The 15437-nt window shown below is 39.0% G+C and carries 16 protein-coding genes and 3 pseudogenes; 7 read left to right on the forward strand and 12 right to left on the reverse strand.

Translation table 11 applies throughout. The features are described 5' to 3' along the window. Nucleotides 1–31: 31 nt before the first annotated feature. Nucleotides 32–832 (reverse strand): BRO-N domain-containing protein, encoded by an 801-nt coding sequence (locus tag CDG60_RS09525; protein WP_087514230.1) that lies wholly within the window; start codon nucleotides 830–832, stop codon nucleotides 32–34. A gap of 167 nt (nucleotides 833–999) precedes the next feature. Here CDG60_RS09525 and CDG60_RS09530 point away from each other — a divergent pair, with 167 nt between their 5' ends. Both CDG60_RS09530 and CDG60_RS09535 read left to right on the forward strand, forming a co-directional pair. Continuing rightward, nucleotides 1000–1317, forward strand: coding sequence for an Arc family DNA-binding protein (locus CDG60_RS09530; protein WP_087514231.1), 318 nt, complete (start codon nucleotides 1000–1002; stop codon nucleotides 1315–1317). A 28-nt stretch (nucleotides 1318–1345) separates the two neighbouring features. Beyond that, a pseudogene (locus CDG60_RS09535) lies at nucleotides 1346–1846 on the forward strand (GNAT family N-acetyltransferase). A 182-nt stretch (nucleotides 1847–2028) separates the two neighbouring features. Here CDG60_RS09535 and CDG60_RS09540 read toward each other — a convergent pair. Further along, nucleotides 2029–2709: a hypothetical protein gene (locus CDG60_RS09540; protein ID WP_160117021.1), complete on the reverse strand. Its 681-nt coding sequence runs from the start codon at nucleotides 2707–2709 to the stop codon at nucleotides 2029–2031. A gap of 7 nt (nucleotides 2710–2716) precedes the next feature. After that, nucleotides 2717–3595, reverse strand: coding sequence for a DUF4747 family protein (locus CDG60_RS09545; protein WP_087514233.1), 879 nt, complete (start codon nucleotides 3593–3595; stop codon nucleotides 2717–2719). A gap of 109 nt (nucleotides 3596–3704) precedes the next feature. Between CDG60_RS09545 and CDG60_RS09550 the strand changes: the two genes are divergently transcribed. Both CDG60_RS09550 and CDG60_RS09555 read left to right on the forward strand, forming a co-directional pair. Then, nucleotides 3705–3929 (forward strand): excalibur calcium-binding domain-containing protein, encoded by a 225-nt coding sequence (locus CDG60_RS09550; protein ID WP_087514245.1) that lies wholly within the window; start codon nucleotides 3705–3707, stop codon nucleotides 3927–3929. Nucleotides 3930–4006: 77 nt separating this feature from the next. Beyond that, the gene (locus CDG60_RS09555) at nucleotides 4007–5398 is read left to right on the forward strand and encodes a methylenetetrahydrofolate reductase C-terminal domain-containing protein (protein ID WP_087514234.1); all 1392 of its coding nucleotides are present in this window, start codon (nucleotides 4007–4009) and stop codon (nucleotides 5396–5398) included. Here the strand turns inward: CDG60_RS09555 and CDG60_RS09560 are convergent. Continuing rightward, nucleotides 5395–6063: an epoxyqueuosine reductase QueH gene (locus CDG60_RS09560; RefSeq protein WP_087514235.1), complete on the reverse strand. Its 669-nt coding sequence runs from the start codon at nucleotides 6061–6063 to the stop codon at nucleotides 5395–5397. The genes CDG60_RS09555 and CDG60_RS09560 overlap by 4 nt on opposite strands. 291 nt (nucleotides 6064–6354) lie before the next feature. On the opposite strand from CDG60_RS09560, the gene CDG60_RS09565 reads away from it, so the two are divergent. Continuing rightward, nucleotides 6355–6588, forward strand: coding sequence for a DUF2171 domain-containing protein (locus CDG60_RS09565; RefSeq protein ID WP_087514236.1), 234 nt, complete (start codon nucleotides 6355–6357; stop codon nucleotides 6586–6588). Between the two features lie 326 nt (nucleotides 6589–6914). Next, nucleotides 6915–7862 (forward strand): metal-dependent hydrolase, encoded by a 948-nt coding sequence (locus CDG60_RS09570; RefSeq protein WP_087514237.1) that lies wholly within the window; start codon nucleotides 6915–6917, stop codon nucleotides 7860–7862. 61 nt (nucleotides 7863–7923) lie between these two features. Here the strand turns inward: CDG60_RS09570 and CDG60_RS18615 are convergent. Both CDG60_RS18615 and CDG60_RS09580 read right to left on the reverse strand, forming a co-directional pair. Next, nucleotides 7924–8211: pseudogene (locus CDG60_RS18615) on the reverse strand (FAD-dependent oxidoreductase); the annotation flags it as partial. 66 nt (nucleotides 8212–8277) lie between these two features. Further along, nucleotides 8278–9654: a phytoene desaturase family protein gene (locus CDG60_RS09580; protein WP_087514238.1), complete on the reverse strand. Its 1377-nt coding sequence runs from the start codon at nucleotides 9652–9654 to the stop codon at nucleotides 8278–8280. A 218-nt stretch (nucleotides 9655–9872) separates the two neighbouring features. Between CDG60_RS09580 and CDG60_RS09585 the strand changes: the two are divergent. Then, nucleotides 9873–10208 (forward strand): annotated as a pseudogene (locus tag CDG60_RS09585) (winged helix-turn-helix transcriptional regulator); the annotation flags it as partial. A 103-nt stretch (nucleotides 10209–10311) separates the two neighbouring features. Here the strand turns inward: CDG60_RS09585 and CDG60_RS09590 are convergent. The 6 genes from CDG60_RS09590 to CDG60_RS09615 all read right to left on the reverse strand — a co-directional run bounded on the left by CDG60_RS09590 (nucleotide 10312) and on the right by CDG60_RS09615 (nucleotide 15428). Continuing rightward, complete coding sequence (locus CDG60_RS09590) at nucleotides 10312–10827, reverse strand: hypothetical protein (RefSeq protein WP_087514240.1); 516 nt, start codon at nucleotides 10825–10827, stop codon at nucleotides 10312–10314. Nucleotides 10828–11402: 575 nt separating this feature from the next. Then, complete coding sequence (locus tag CDG60_RS09595; protein WP_087514241.1) at nucleotides 11403–11990, reverse strand: N-acetylmuramidase family protein; 588 nt, start codon at nucleotides 11988–11990, stop codon at nucleotides 11403–11405. Between the two features lie 77 nt (nucleotides 11991–12067). Beyond that, a complete protein-coding gene (locus tag CDG60_RS09600) occupies nucleotides 12068–12265 on the reverse strand; it encodes a hypothetical protein (protein WP_087514242.1) in 198 nt (65 codons plus the stop codon). A gap of 224 nt (nucleotides 12266–12489) precedes the next feature. Beyond that, complete coding sequence (locus CDG60_RS09605; protein ID WP_087514243.1) at nucleotides 12490–12876, reverse strand: hypothetical protein; 387 nt, start codon at nucleotides 12874–12876, stop codon at nucleotides 12490–12492. Nucleotides 12877–12947: 71 nt separating this feature from the next. Next, the gene (locus tag CDG60_RS09610) at nucleotides 12948–13691 is read right to left on the reverse strand and encodes a hypothetical protein (RefSeq protein WP_087550114.1); all 744 of its coding nucleotides are present in this window, start codon (nucleotides 13689–13691) and stop codon (nucleotides 12948–12950) included. After that, the gene (locus tag CDG60_RS09615) at nucleotides 13692–15428 is read right to left on the reverse strand and encodes an SGNH/GDSL hydrolase family protein (protein ID WP_119023828.1); all 1737 of its coding nucleotides are present in this window, start codon (nucleotides 15426–15428) and stop codon (nucleotides 13692–13694) included. It lies immediately after the preceding gene. Nucleotides 15429–15437 lie beyond the last annotated feature (9 nt).

The following is a 15437-nucleotide window of genomic DNA, read 5'->3' on the forward strand; positions in this document are numbered from 1 at the left end:
ATAAAAAACCGCCCTTTCAGGCGGTCTTTTCTTATCCGATCAATCTGAATCTTTTGTCTGATTCTGTCTCCAGCAGGAACATACGCTGGTAGTCATAAGCCGGCAGCTCTATGGCGTACTTTTTACACAAGTCATCTATGGCGCAGGACATATAGAACATATTGTCATTAAGCATGTAGACAAGCTGTGGATTCAGTTTCCCCAGTGCTGGACTATGTGTTTTCCACCACGTCATAAACAGCTTTGAATGGGTACACAGTATACGGAGTGACTGATTGTCCTCTATGACTATACCCGTTCCACTTTTAAGCTCCATGGTTTCAAGGTAGTCCACCGCATCCTGAAAATGTACGGCCAGGAGTTCACTGTAACGTGGTATGCGGAAATGTCTGTTATGTCTGCTCCATAATTCTGTTCGGAGACTGATAATGCCCCTGCACCGTCGATCAACAATTTCCTTCAGTTCAGCCTGCTGTCCAGCTTTGATCTTTACTCGCGTGTCGATCTGCTGATGCTGTATTTCATTTTCGAGCACGTCGAGTACCCATTTGCGGAACTCTTTAGCTATTGGGGTTCGGGCAAACATAGCAATTAAATGACAGCCCCTAAGAGAGAATACCCGCATACCCAAATTGGGTATCTGAGGATTCTCGACTACCTGCGTCATTTTTTGAGTGAATTCATCTGATTTACGATTAAAAATCTTGCTTACTGCATTTTCTTGCTTATATCCCAAGGCTTGAGCTAATTCAGTAGATGTTAACCAAATGTCCTGTTCATATCTTACGACATTAAACATTGTTTCATTGAACGATAATGATAAACTATTCATATCAGTTTTCTCGCTGAAGATTGATAACTAGCCCCGTAGCCGTCCAAAGTTCCGGGGCTTTTTAACACCCCACTGGGGTGTATTGAAAATTTATTCTTTTAATTACCTCTTGTCAACCCCAGTGGGGTTTATTATTATTGAATCAATTTCGAAAACAGATCATTGATATGAGCAAACATCTAGGTGTTGAATATAAAGTTAGAATGCCCCAAGAACTAAAAGATAAAATTGCTGAATCCGCTAAAGAGCTGAATCGCTCTATGAACGCGGATATTGTGGCAAGACTTGAAAAGAGCTTTGAACTAAACCAGCTACATCTAGGGATGGGATTAACCAATTATACTAAACCAACAGGCGGGATTGGTTTAAGTAATCTTAATTCCCAAACTCCTGTCTTGGAAAAAATAGCCACAGAAGATTTAATGAAAGAGTTAGCAAATCGATTGGATGGGTTTAGTGTGGTGGCAAAGCAAAACTCTGTCTAATTTTGATTAAATTTAGGAAAATTGAAGAATGACTGTATTTGAGACTAAAAATTTATTCTTAAAGCCATTTACTAAAGAAAACTTAAATGAAGCTGTTTTTCTATTCCAAGACAAGGACTTTATGGCTTTTTCACCTAATGGGATATTAAATATTGAAGATGCAACAAAACGCTTTTATGAAATTTTAGAACATTATGAAAAATACGGATTTGGAAAATTAGCTATTATCTAGAAAAAAACCAATAAGATTGTTGGTTATTGTGGTTTTGAAACATGTACTGTAGACGGGGTAGATGAAGCAGAATTAGGTTTTAGATTGATTAAAAACGAACGAGGGCAAGGCTATATCTTAGAGGCTACTTCAAAACTGTTAGACGACATGAAAAATAGAAATTTTACAAAGGTAATAGCATTTTCTGAAGAAAAAAATATTCCAGCTCATAATCTTCTTAATAAGTTAGGATTTGTTAAAACTTTTACTTCTAACTTTTTTAATATGGATGTTGTTTTTTTCAGTAAGGATCTATAAAAATATCACTTATATATGAAACAGCCCTTACTTAGAGGGCTTTTAATGTTCAATAACAAAATCTTCCTTTAATGTTTTCAAAACCTTCATTTTCAAGAATCCGCTCATGAAGAGTTTTAATTAACAGCTCATATTGTTTATATTCTTTATGGTTAAGGCTCATATTAAATATCCAATAAAAGTTAAGAAGGGTTATTCTTATTATTAGCAGGTTTAAAGATTGTTCCACAATATTTACACTTTTTAGCTAATGGATTAACTTCCTCCAAGCATTCTCCACAGTTTGCTTTTCCATTATCAGTTATTGATGGCTTACTATTTAAACGGTCTGTCCAACGAGCAATTCTAAAGATAGCGAATACAGCTGCCAACATTGATAAAATTGCGTATACAAATAAGAAAAAACCTAAAGCATTAAAAAAATCAGTTAGAATGCTTTTTAAGAAATAAAATTCATTTGAAAATATCCAATCACTCTCAAAATATTTAAGAATAATAGGTACTGAATTAAACTTAAGTAAGTATAAATACAACAAACAAATAATTTGCAAGAAAATAAAATGAACAAAGGCTGCATTAACTTTCATATAAGCTGTAGGCTTAGAAGAATCTTTATTAACATACAAGATTTTTTTTAATCTTTCATCTCCGATAGATAACCAAACAGCATACCCACCTAATGAAAAACCAAGCAATGATGGGAGTGCTGTTATAGCATCACTAATCCAATTATCTGAATGCCAAGCTTGGCTACACAAAAAAGTAATGACAATTGAGATTTTTAGGTAAATAGAAGACCAGAGCGCTTTCCATCCTCCATACGCATTCCAATAAATACTTATTGACGTCTCTGTCTTCTTCATAGGCTTATTATTTCCTAAATTTAGCAACAATTTTACTCGCATTTTGCTTTAAAAATGCAATTGGTGTTGTGATATCCGGATCATATTTCTCCCGTTCTAAAAGCGGTGTTGAAGCAGTACTCTTATTAACTATCAATCCTGTTCGTTCATCTTTTGCTTTATAGTTAACCTGTCCATTCGTTGCTGCAACTCTCGTCTGTTCTTTAGTTCGTTCATTTGGATCAAGAAACTCACTGTCTTGTGCCTCTAAAATTTTTTGATATATTCCAACATTTTGGGAGTCCATCTCCTCAAAAATCTCTTGCTCCATTTCGGCAAGCTCATCAGCATTTGGTCTTTGAATCACTAAATGAAGCTTTTTAAGTTGTTTCATCCTTAAAATTTTATCTACAGCATCTAAATCAGGCAGCAAATTTACTTCGATTGTTTTGAAAATTTCTAATAGTTTTACTGAGCTAAATAACTTTCGAAAAAATTCAAGTAACATTTTTGCACTGATAGAACCATCTTTATCTTTAATTTCACAAATTAATATATGATCCTGAGGATAAAATACGAAATTAAAAAATTTTGCGTTTGCTTTCAAATGACCAGGAATATTTACTTCTCTAAGATCCTGAGGATCTGCAACCTGACCAGTATTTTCATTATACCAATTATCCGTAATCCCATTATATTTTATAATCTCTCCTAGAAAACCATCCAACGGTTTATCCTCATTTAGAGGCGTCAACTTATTAATTGCTAAATAAGTATTATTACTTAAGAGAATATCCAAGCGATTAGCATAAAGGTAATTGAATAATTCAATATATATTTCAGGTGTTGGATGTGGATGGACTCGAATGTTTAGAGCCGTATAAGTAACACTGCGATTTTTAGCCATTTTTCCCTCTTTTAAAATATTTTACACAATATAACAATTAGTTTACTTTTTGTCACATGATAAATTTATTGATGTTATCCTCTGAATTTTCATGCTTTTAGATTTACTTATGAAATTTTTACTCATTTTTGTTTTGGGGTTCACTTCCGTCCAAGTTTTTGCAAAAAAATGTGCTGACTTCTCTACACAGCAGCAGGCTCAAAAGTGGTATGAACAACGGAAAAATTCAGGACAAACGGGCTGGAAAAGTCTAGACCGTGATGGCGATGGTCAGGCATGTGATTGCCTGCCAGGTGGGAATGGGAAGAAGTGCCCGAAGAACAAGAGGAAATAGAATAATTTATGCTAATTTAGCATTAACAAAAAACAATAAAGTATAATCTGATTTCGATTTATCGCTCATCCTTACACATGTCTTCACTGACCCATTACTTATCCCAACAACAATTCTGTTTTTTAGTCGAATACTTATCTTCAGATACGACCCACCCTGTTGCACAGGAAATAGCTGGTTTTCCTGCACTGATGACCCTGGTAGATCGTGTTCATTCTGATGAAGATCCAGCACCCCTGAATGTAGCGCAACGATACCCTTCCAGTATTGAAAAGATTATTCATTTTGCAGGCAAAGATCGTGACATTGCAGATTTTGAAATTTTTCTCAATCAGGCAAAACAACAAGGCATACAAAATTTATTATTACTCACAGGCGATAAATTAAAACAGCATCAGTATGGATCTGCTCACCTGAAACGAACCCGCTATCTTGAATCTATAAATGCTGTCGTGCATGCCAAGCAAAAAGGCGGTTTTTGTATCGGAGTTGCATTCAACCCATTTAAATATGCAGAAGCTGAGCGGGATGCTCAGTATTTTAAACTTCATAAAAAAATCAAAGCTGGCGCTGACTTTATCATTACTCAACTGGGTTATGACCTTAGCGCACTGAAACAAGTAAAACTGTTTTTAAGTCAGCAGCAAGTTCAGCTTCCCATCCTTGCTTGTGTGATGCCCCTGAACCTGGCACGTGCTAGATATATGGTGAAGCAACAGGTAGCAGGGATTGTGATTACACCGCACATGCTGAATATACTGGAACGGGAAAAACAGCAGGGTTTAACTGAACGGGTTTATATCCGTTGTGCTCTGCAGATACTGATCTGTCAGCATCTGGGTTTAGCAGGCATTCATTTATCTGCATGCTATAAAAAGGAAGAGCAGGAAGTTTTAACCCGACACATTGATCAGTATCGTGATTTGAGTCTGGTTGAATGTGAATATCTATGGAACAGCTTATGGGAGATCAAAACTGGGAAAGAGTTGATTCCTGTACTCCGATATTACTCAAAACCGGCTCCATCAACGGACATATTAAAATATCAGCATTTACATTTTATGCATGAAGCATTATTTAACTCACGTTTAGGATCTGGTATGGGGAAATTTATTTTCCAGCAGCCGATCTGGAGTAATAAATTTGTTGCCAGAACTTTACTTAAAACTGAAGAGTTAAGTAAGCATTCGGTCCTGGGCTGTGAAAGTTGTGGGCAATGCCGCTTAGGGGAAACGTTGTATATATGTCCTGAAACCTGCCCTAAAGGTTTAGCCAATGGGCCTTGCGGCGGGACAATACTTGATCGCTGTGAATTTGGTGACCGGGAATGCATTCACTCAGTAAAAGCCCGTTTAGCAAAAGCAGTGGAACAGACTGAGATTTTAAAAAATAAGCTGATCCCGACTGTACCCGTTGAAGTTCGTGGTACCAGTTCATGGAAAAACTGGTATTTATCCAGACAGGCTTAGTTTTCACCATCCATTGCATTGGTATAAAACTTCTCACCGAGTTTTATACGATCACGCCCCTGACTCATACGCCAACGATTGGTATCACGCAGTGAATACACGCATCCACAATATTCCTGCTGGTAAAATTCTTCTTTTTTACTGATTTCCAGCATCCTCACTGCTCCACCATTTTTACGCCAATTGTAATCCCAGTAAGTAATGCCCTCATAATTTGAAGCAGAACGATGACCACAATCATTAATCTGTTTCATATCTTTCCAACGGGAAATCCCCAATGAGCTACTGATCAGTTTGAACCCATGTTCAGAAGCGTACAGCGCAGTGCGCTCAAATCGCATATCAAAACACATGGTGCAGCGGATACCCTTTTCTGGTTCATTCTCCATTCCTTTTGCCCGTGCAAACCAGTTGTCAGTATCGTAGTCGCAGTCAATAAAAGGAATGTTGTGCTTTTCTGCAAATCGGATATTTTCTTCTTTCCGGATAAGGTACTCCTTCACCGGATGAATATTGGGATTGTAGAAGAAAATTGAGAAATCGATACCAGATTCAATCAGAGTTTCCATTACTTCACCCGAACATGGTGCGCAGCAGGAATGCAGCAAAAGCTTGTCATGACCTTCTGGGAGAGTAAGTTTCTGGCGTTCAAGTTTGTTTGACATAGTTAAAATAATGGAAGAATTTTAGATAAATATTTTATCTGTATTGCCAGCTAAAAATACTCCAGAAACCTGATATTTTCTCAGTCAAAGATGAGTAATTCTCAGCAGTTGAACGAAAATTTTTAGTATCAATGGCTTCAAACCTTATTTCCAGATACTACAATGTAATAAAACTGTGTGAGAGCGTAAGTATCCTATTGTCTTTGTAGCCCTTCTATTGCAATCCCTGATATCAGTGATGTTTTCCTATAGGCTGAATATTCAATCACATTTAAATAGGACAGTAATCCAATGACTACTATTAATGTTGAAAATATTAAGAGCCATGCTGATGTTATCGCTTCCTGTGGTACCAAAGTCGGTGAAGTCGACCACATGCAAGGTACAGATCAGATTAAGCTGACAAAGCATGGGGATGGACATCACCACCTGATTCCTGTTTCATGGGTTGGTGAAATCACTGACAGTAAAATTGTACTCAACAAAGACTCACAGGAAGTTAAAGATACATGGGTACAAATTTAAAAGCCTGTTGAGCTTAAATAAAGAAGCCCTCGTTTGAGGGCTTCTTTATTTCACTTTTCCAAAACGATATTCGTACTATTCCAATTGAAGAAGGCTTATGACTTCCTTTTCACCCTCCCATTAAAATATCCTTGTTTCAAAAATCCTTAATTTGTCTTCAGATTCTCATTACATATCAGCATGGGACAATTTTAAATCATTCATATGATTTTGCTTGAACTCTACTCTTTTCCATATATTTTATAGCTAGTGAGTTCTTTTTTAGAACCAACAATGTTGCCGAAATATAATTTTAATTATTGAATGAATAATTACAGGAGTTCACCATGCAAACTGAACGACACAACATAGCTGGCAGGAAAGTCTCTTTTGATTTTTCTAAATCTGATCTTATCTGGATCCCAAACGACAACTTCTCCTCACATTTGATTAATGGAGTTAATTTACTCCTTCCTGCAGGAGAGTTCTGGTTCTGCCGTGTCTTCAATAAAGCACTTCCTCACATTACAGATCCAGTATTAAAAGAAGATGTTATTGGGTTTATCCGTCAGGAAGCGATTCATGCAAATGCACATGTCTTAGGGCAGGATTATCTGACATCTCATCAGGTCGATATTGAGAAAATCAAAGAATTAGCCGATACATTATTTGGAACATTACTTTCAGAAAATCCTTTAGGCATTAAGGCATTAAAACGTGATTCATTAGAGCATCCGTGGCTGGTGTTACGTGTTGGTATCATTGCTGCCATTGAGCACTTCACAGGGATATTAGGTCAGTGGTGCATGGATAATAAATCCTGGGATGAATTCAATTCAGATCCTGTAATTGCCGATTTGTTCAAATGGCATTTAGCCGAAGAGGTTGAACATCGAACCGTGTCATATGACCTGTTTGCTCATCTTGTTCCCAATAAATATTCGTTTTATCTATACAGACAAGCATTGATGGCAATCGTATTTCCATTATTTATGTATTTGCTCATTGAGTCTGGACGCAGTGTCGCAAAGCATGATCTGGATATTCAAATGCAAAAAATGGTCAGAAAATCATTTATTCGCTGGTTATTTGAATTGGAACGTGTAGGCAATACAACAAATAATGTTCCTTCATTAAGTTTTTTAACTGCATCAACTTTCCGCTGGATGTCTCCTTCATTCCACCCAATACATGAAGGAAATACCGAACAGGCACTGGCATATTTAAACCAGTCACCTGCCGTCAAAGCAGCAAAACTGAATGAGCAAAACAAAGCCAGGCAATTAAAAAGTTAAAAAACTCAAAGAATAAAAAACCACGAGTAGAACATTTCTACTCGTGGTTTTTTAGCTTGCTTTATAAGCTTAATGCAGCTTTTTTATGATTCATTTTGGTAGAAACTTTCAACGGATCCCATGATTCTGACCGACTCGGCAGTAAGCTGGAATCAGCATAAATCTGTCCTGAGTGGATTTCCTTGTCCATATCCCTACCAAAAATTGCACTTGCAGCATGCAACCCACTCAGGAAGGCTCCTTCAATTGATGGTCCCCATGTGGTACTTGTTCCTGCCAGATATAATCCAGAGATACGTGTTTTTGATTTAGGTCTGAATGGACCATATTGCCTGATATTACACTCAAGGCCATAAGCTGTTGCATCTGTTGAAAGCGTATAACGCTCATGTGATAAGGGTGTTGCTGCCTCTTTCTATACAATATGCTGCTTTATTCCAGGCATCACTTCTTCAACACGTTGAATCATGATTTCGGTCAGTTGCTCTTTCAGATCAAGATAATAATTATCTTTACTGTAATTCTGTCCTTGTGCTGCTTTTGTCCAGAATTCCCGACTTGCAGGTACCATTGTCATGCTTTCCAAAGTCGAACACCCTGCAGGTGCATGACGCTTATTGTCTGGATCTTTAACCGTGGAGGAATGAATAAATGCCGGTAAAGTTTCACGCGCTCTTTTAATCCATTGATCTGTAGTCAGCTCACTATGTCCTTCGCTACCCAGGATGGCGACCGTTTTTTCTAAAGATTCTGTTGTTGGTACTGAAAAATAATTTGTATTTGGCATCCACTCTCTTAAATCTGTATTTAATCCCAGGAAGACATTTACGAAAGGATCGCTCATTTTATAATTCTTTACTTTACGTATAAATCCCGAAGGCAAATGCTCCACACCAACCATATTCAGATATGTTTTTTTTATATCTGCTGCAGAAACAACAGTACTGGTCGTAAATTCTTCACCACCTTCTAAGCGGACACCATGAACTTTATTATTCTGGACTAAAATTCTATCCACTTTTGCTTGTGTCCGAACCATACCACCATGTGCTTCTATGACCTCAACCAGATTACCTGCTAAAACCTGCCCACCACCTAGAGGATACCAGGCACCTCCACTTATGTAGTTCTGTAGTAATCCTGCATGTAGAACAACAGGCGCACGCGAAGGTATACAACCATACTGTCCAAACTGTACAGATACGACTGTACGGGCTTCTGTACTAAGTCGACAATAATCCAGAAGCTTACTGACTGGCATCATTGCCCATACCGATGCACTGCCAGCATTCACAGCGAATTTAGTGGTTCCCCATAATGATGCAGGTGTACGGCTACGGTCGATCGCCATACCTATACGGGAAATAATGTCAATGAATTGACGGAGACCCTTTTCTTCCTGTGGAAAAGCCTGAATTAAGTTATTTAAATAATTATCCCAGCCATAGGGTATTTTAACTTTGTGGTTAGGTGTAATCACAGTGTCATAACCACTCGCATCCATTAAAGAGAACTGGATCCGGTCTTTTAAGCCCAGGCTGTTGAGCATCGTAGTCAGTTGCCCTTTCTCGCCACAATCACCAATATAATGAATACCTACATCGAACTCCCATTGACGTTTACGGCGGAAAACATGGCTACATCCACCAACAACGTTATATTGCTCCAGGAGTAATGTTTTATGCCCATTAGTCGCTAGAAAAGCCGCTGTTGATAATCCTCCTATTCCTCCACCAATAACGATGGCATCCCAGTGCTGTTTAGTTTGTTGTGAAATCGACCTATCCATCATTTGCTCCAGAAGTTGCTATCAATACTTTGATAGTCTTCGAATCATCATTTATAAATTAAGCGTCTTCTTATTGCTTAAAAGCATTGTTTATAATATAAGTTCTATAAAAGAACTAACTTAAAAAATAACGACTATGGACTTTTATGTCAATTGACTCTATAAAGTCGTCCTAAAATGATAAAATTTTACCCACAGGGATAAAAAATGAGGGTGGTCATATGAAATGGGATGAACTAAGTGAAATGAACTGTCCGATCGCCAGAACACTTTCAATTCTGGGAGATCGCTGGACTTTGCTCATTGTCCGTAATGCTTTTATGAATACAAAAAAATTTGATGAATTCCAGAAGCAATTAGGCATCACCCGCCATCTTTTGACAGAACGGTTAAACCGTCTGGTTGAGTATAAAATTCTTGAGAAAGTACTCTATCAGGAAGCTCCGAAACGTTATGAGTATCACCTAACGAAAAAAGGATTTACACTTTTACCAATTTTACTTGCCTATACTGAGTGGGGAAATAAATGGATGTTCGAAGAAACTGAGGTTGAAGAAAATAATTCACAGTCAAAAATATAACCATTAATATTTAAGAAGCCCTCATTTGAGGGCTTTTAAGAAAAATTTTAAGAGTCCGTTATGTAAGGTTTAATTAGGCTTATGCCTTTTTCGAACATTGTGACTGTATAAAATTAAATGCATCAATTGTCTTCAGAACTGACTTATTATCCAGGTCGCTGTTAAAACTGAAAATTACAAAATCTCCATTTTTCTGAGCATCCCATCCTCTTACCAATCTCACATATTGAGTATAAAAAGCATTATTAACTGAAAATAATCTCAGACCACTTGTGCTGTCATTAATATATCCTTTCTCTAAACCAGGGACTTTACTCCAATCAATAACGACTTCCTGCCTCAGGTCAATTTTATGCCCACTGTAACTTATACTATTACCTATCTGAAGATACTTGGTAAGACATCCCTGACTGTAAAATTCAACAATTGTTGCATTTCCATTTCCAATAAATCCATTTAGATCATAACGTTTCTGTTTTTCAATAATATATTTATGAGCATCTTCTATCGTACTAAACTGTGATTTTTCTTCAGCATAAACTCCAGCTGAAGCAAATATCATCCCTATAATTAACGCAATAGAATGAATCTTCATATAACAGCCCCTCTACGTTAATACATTAGATATTATTTAGAATGTAATACCATCCCACCATCCACGAACATCTCTATTCGATGTATACGAAGCTGTACTTCCTTCCCTCAGCATAAAATTACAACTATAGACCTTAGCATAAAGTCGTCCTAAAGAACGGTGAGTCAGAAAATTGGATTGTACAGTTCTACCTTGACTGCAACCCGATAAGCTTAGGGCTTCCGATACCGTGTCATAGGAACTTGATGTCCTTTGTGTTGGTCCATCACAATAATATCTCCCTGAATCGGACAACCAACAAACAGCAATTGCCGTTTTAGGAGATTCAGCCATAGCCTGTGATGAACTGAAAAATAATGAATAAATAATTATTGCAGTAATGTATTTTAGAATTTTCATTTTAGTACCCTCTTAAAAAAATAATAATTCTGAATTTTCATTCATAATTCAATACGGTACATTATTAAATAAATTTTAATATACCCTAATTGGGGTATTCAAATATTCAAAGCCTTGCAGCACATGCTCTATCTTCCAAAAAATCAGCCCGATAAAAAAGAATCTGGGTACTTTTATCACTTTATTTCCCATTTTTTGTAAGCATTTTCCAGCTTTATATCATAACTGTTCTTTGCATATGCAATCCCGTTGTAGCCACGCGCAAAGGATTTCCAATCCTTACTCTTCAGAGCATTGATCAGATTATTCACTTTGATATATCGACACATGGCTTCAAGCTGTGAAGCTTCGTCTTTATACATTGCATTAATGAATGTCTGAAGCGATTTATATCCAAGCACAGCCCAGTGATAACCCATCACCTGACCAATGCCCCAGCTGGCTGATTCAAGTGCAGAATTACGATGGTACTGAGCTGCTGCATTTAAACGTCCATGCTGAGCCGAATACAGTCCATAACCACCCGATGTTTTGCTACACAGATCAGGGCGTTTGATCATCATTTCATTCAGGATCTCTGTCTGCTTACTGGCAATCAAACGCTGACGCATCACATGCCTTTCAAACAAAATGACAGGCGTACCATCCGCATTGAAACCCGAACCTTTACACTCCACTTCTATCACGGCGCGTAAAACAGCAACTTCAATACCAAGCTCAGCAGCTTGTGCTGCTATCTGTTCCATAATTAATTTTTTGTTCATTTCACTTTCCTTCAGGCATAAAAAAACCGCCTGGAAGGCGGTATAAACTTTGAATCTGGAATTTGGTTACATAGGCACTAAGCCATCTGCCACAACTCATAATATTCCTGAATATCCGAGTTTAAAAACTCATCATTTTCAGTATCATAATTGAATGGCTTGTTTTCGAGAATATCTGCACTGTTCACTGAAATCAAGTATTTCTTTAAGAACTTCTTAAAAGACTCAATCTTTTCAGGAAAAGTATTTTCTTCATCCCATAAAATTGTGTCCATCTCAAAATCCTTAATACATAACAAAGTTTGCGCATTATATTGATAACAAACCAGCTAATCAACACTTTAAAGTGAATTAAATCACAATATTAACTGTATGCTATTTAATCACACCGCTCTTATTCATTTAGCCATTAACAGATTCAGCACTCATTCCGCGTTACATTTGTTAAAAACAATTAAAAACTGTCCTTTATGTTTTTGCAGATCAGGGTTTTTCTTTGTCAGTTTTTAAAATCATCTTTTGCTTTTTTCAGCTCTTTCACGACATCAATAATCGTTCTGCCTTCCTGACCATCAATAAAGTTGAACGTCCACCTGACAATTGCCCAGCCAGGCAGTCCACAGACAAAAAAGAAACCGCCCAAAGCGATCACTCCCCATATATCGGTAATCCATTCATGCAGCCCCCATTTAACGATAATGAAAGCTCCACCCGTCAGACTCGAAACCACCGTACAGATCAAACCCACTGCCCATTCCTGCGGTGATCTTGGAAAACGCATCATCAGCACAACAGTCGCAACCATGGCAATTGCCAGTGTCGTAACAATCAACATCCCGTAAAATTTCAGAAATGCAGCCACCCCACTTGTAGAAACCGGTTCCATAAAACTCCCCCTGTATTTTATTTTCAGCAATAAAAAAGCACCCTTTCGGATGCTCTGGAATCTGAAACACTTCAGATCTGAATACCTTTGAGCTGCATCAGTTCAGAACGTATCTGTGCTGCCCATGTTTCAAGTTCCGCTTTAGTGAAACCTTTGCTGTACAGGCAGGCATAAACCACATCGGTATCTGCAACCCAGCCCAGTGGTGATGACTTCACTGAATAGCCGACTCCAACAGGATTGTCTGTAATATTCACGAGGTCAGGAATTGCCCTTGAAAGGAAAATATCCCGACCTCCCTGCAGATTGGCATATTCCTGACTGTAGGATGTGGCACTGTTTTTCGTTGCTGAATATACAAGCAGGACATATTCACCGTTAACGTTGGTACTCTGCTGACCGAATGCCAGTCCAACACCACCAGGAACACCTGCATATACATCTCCACGGGATGACATCGTGGTTCCATGCTCCTTACCATCTGCAGCCTGGGTTTTATCAACGAAGTCTCCCATCAGAAAGCCCATCCCTGGAGTTTTCTGAGCGACGACCAGAAAGGTAAAGCTTTCAGGCTTCAGTATTCCCGTGTTGATATAGTTTGTCTGATTGAACTTAAGTCCATGTTGTCCCTGCACCGGTGATCCCATCATTTCAGAATACAGACCTGTTGCAAAATTATATGCACCATGATCTTTCAGGGCATAGCCGGCAGCGAGTCCATCCTTAACCAGCGAGGGTAAAAGCATGAGATCTGTCAGCCGTTTGTACTGGGGACCCGATGGCAGTACTGCATTAATTTTCAGATAACCGTTCATTTAAAGCTCCAGAAATGATTTATATATTTTCTTTGCAAGGCGGTATGCACCTGCCTGGCTGACATGCAGGTTGTCATTCCACTGACCCTGTGCGTTTTCAGATTCAAAGCCTGCCCAGTCGTCATACATGTTGTAGTACTCCGCTCTGATCTGTGGTGCTAAAAGAAAGACCATTTCAGTGAAATCCACGAGGGGTATTGGTGGAGTGGCCACACTGGACTGTGCCGGTGCAACGACAATACAGGCACAGCCGGGTGATGCACTTCGGTACCCATTGATGATCCGGGCAATACCATTGGCGAAATCAGCAGTTGAATGCCCTCGCCTGTAGTCATTTGTACCCAGCATGATAATGACTACATCAGCACCAATAAATTCTGATAAATTGGCCTGAGCACCGGGTGAAATTTTCAGATAATCACGACCGGTACAGTTCCCGTTACCCAGCTTATTGACTTCGACACCTGCCCCTGTCGTTTTCCGCATGTGCATACCCCAGAAACAGATTTCACCACTTTTCACGGTCAGTACCACGGATGAAGTCCCGGACAGGTTAATCATCAGTCTCTGTGCAGCATCCGCTGTAACCTCAGTCTCAGCGGATCCATTGACTGAATAACTGAACACACCACCCGTATTTCCAAAAAACACACTCAGCTCATTTCCTTTACTCAGATTTCCAAGTGTAATTTTTGAGCCTGCTGTACTGCTGGATCGGGTAAATCCATCGGGACCACAGCCATAGGGAAATGCAGCTGCACCATTGTCCATGTCGTTAATGGTCCATCCACTGGAATAAGTGATTGTGATGCCATCAAGCATATTCCGCTCAGCTCCCAGATTGATCCAGCCTGAACCTGCTTCACCATATTCAGCTCTCAGCAGTTTGATCAGTTCACCTGTAATCACACTGTGCTCTGTCCAGCTGTCACCGGTAATGGCCACCCGGAGTTGCTGAGCTGCACCGGTTTTAATTTTTGCTGCTTTGGCTTTCCACTGAAACAGTGATGTTCCATCTGATACGATGGGTCTGAGACTGACGACACTGGTCAGATATTTGGTCTGAAGATAGCGTCTGTTCAGCAGTTCGACCGCTTCATCAGACAGCCCTGCAAAACCCAGTTTGCCATCTTTAATCCATACCGGAATATTTCCATCACGATCCACTGCCATAGGAATAAGTGAACCTGAAGATGCTTTTCCGATAACAACACTGTCAGCAAAATCCAGAGCACCTTCTTCAAGCCATACAGGAATATATCCTTCAGCATCCACAGCCAATGGAATAATGCGGCTTGAAACTGATGTCCCAACGCGGTCATCCGTATATTTATTGGCATTGATTACAGCGGTCGCAGCTTTCTGGTCTGCTTCTGCCGATGCTGCAATTATCACTTCATCATCCAGCTCCTGAGCTCTGGATACCGCCTTATCAAACTCACTCAGCCCCGTATCTATCCAGACCGTTCCATTCCAGTACCAGATTTTGCTGGTATCCATTGCTTTAGCAGCTTTCTTGGCTACTGTAGGTCTGGAGGTTTTCAGTGCGGCTTCCGTCTGAAACGGTTCAAAACCACCTGTGTCCATCAGCAGACGGATATATCCAGCCATGGTCAGTGACTGACGGCCAAGCCTGGAGGTGATCACTTTTTCAGTATCTTCATCATTATTGAAACTCTGAATATGCTGGCAGTCCTGGATTGTTTCCTGCACCGTTTTTACGATTTCGTTTGTCATATTCCACCC

It is taken from the genome of Acinetobacter chinensis (assembly GCF_002165375.2).
Taxonomy (GTDB): domain Bacteria; phylum Pseudomonadota; class Gammaproteobacteria; order Pseudomonadales; family Moraxellaceae; genus Acinetobacter; species Acinetobacter chinensis.

Coding starts and splice junctions, on each gene's coding strand:
- CDG60_RS09525 (WP_087514230.1), bottom strand. CDS start 832: ATGAATAGTTTATCATTATCGTTCAATGAAACAATGTTTAATGTCGTA.
- CDG60_RS09530 (WP_087514231.1), top strand. CDS start 1,000: ATGAGCAAACATCTAGGTGTTGAATATAAAGTTAGAATGCCCCAAGAA.
- CDG60_RS09540 (WP_160117021.1), bottom strand. CDS start 2,709: ATGAAGAAGACAGAGACGTCAATAAGTATTTATTGGAATGCGTATGGA.
- CDG60_RS09545 (WP_087514233.1), bottom strand. CDS start 3,595: ATGGCTAAAAATCGCAGTGTTACTTATACGGCTCTAAACATTCGAGTC.
- CDG60_RS09550 (WP_087514245.1), top strand. CDS start 3,705: ATGAAATTTTTACTCATTTTTGTTTTGGGGTTCACTTCCGTCCAAGTT.
- CDG60_RS09555 (WP_087514234.1), top strand. CDS start 4,007: ATGTCTTCACTGACCCATTACTTATCCCAACAACAATTCTGTTTTTTA.
- CDG60_RS09560 (WP_087514235.1), bottom strand. CDS start 6,063: ATGTCAAACAAACTTGAACGCCAGAAACTTACTCTCCCAGAAGGTCAT.
- CDG60_RS09565 (WP_087514236.1), top strand. CDS start 6,355: ATGACTACTATTAATGTTGAAAATATTAAGAGCCATGCTGATGTTATC.
- CDG60_RS09570 (WP_087514237.1), top strand. CDS start 6,915: ATGCAAACTGAACGACACAACATAGCTGGCAGGAAAGTCTCTTTTGAT.
- CDG60_RS09580 (WP_087514238.1), bottom strand. CDS start 9,654: ATGATGGATAGGTCGATTTCACAACAAACTAAACAGCACTGGGATGCC.
- CDG60_RS09590 (WP_087514240.1), bottom strand. CDS start 10,827: ATGAAGATTCATTCTATTGCGTTAATTATAGGGATGATATTTGCTTCA.
- CDG60_RS09595 (WP_087514241.1), bottom strand. CDS start 11,990: ATGAACAAAAAATTAATTATGGAACAGATAGCAGCACAAGCTGCTGAG.
- CDG60_RS09600 (WP_087514242.1), bottom strand. CDS start 12,265: ATGGACACAATTTTATGGGATGAAGAAAATACTTTTCCTGAAAAGATT.
- CDG60_RS09605 (WP_087514243.1), bottom strand. CDS start 12,876: ATGGAACCGGTTTCTACAAGTGGGGTGGCTGCATTTCTGAAATTTTAC.
- CDG60_RS09610 (WP_087550114.1), bottom strand. CDS start 13,691: ATGAACGGTTATCTGAAAATTAATGCAGTACTGCCATCGGGTCCCCAG.
- CDG60_RS09615 (WP_119023828.1), bottom strand. CDS start 15,428: ATGACAAACGAAATCGTAAAAACGGTGCAGGAAACAATCCAGGACTGC.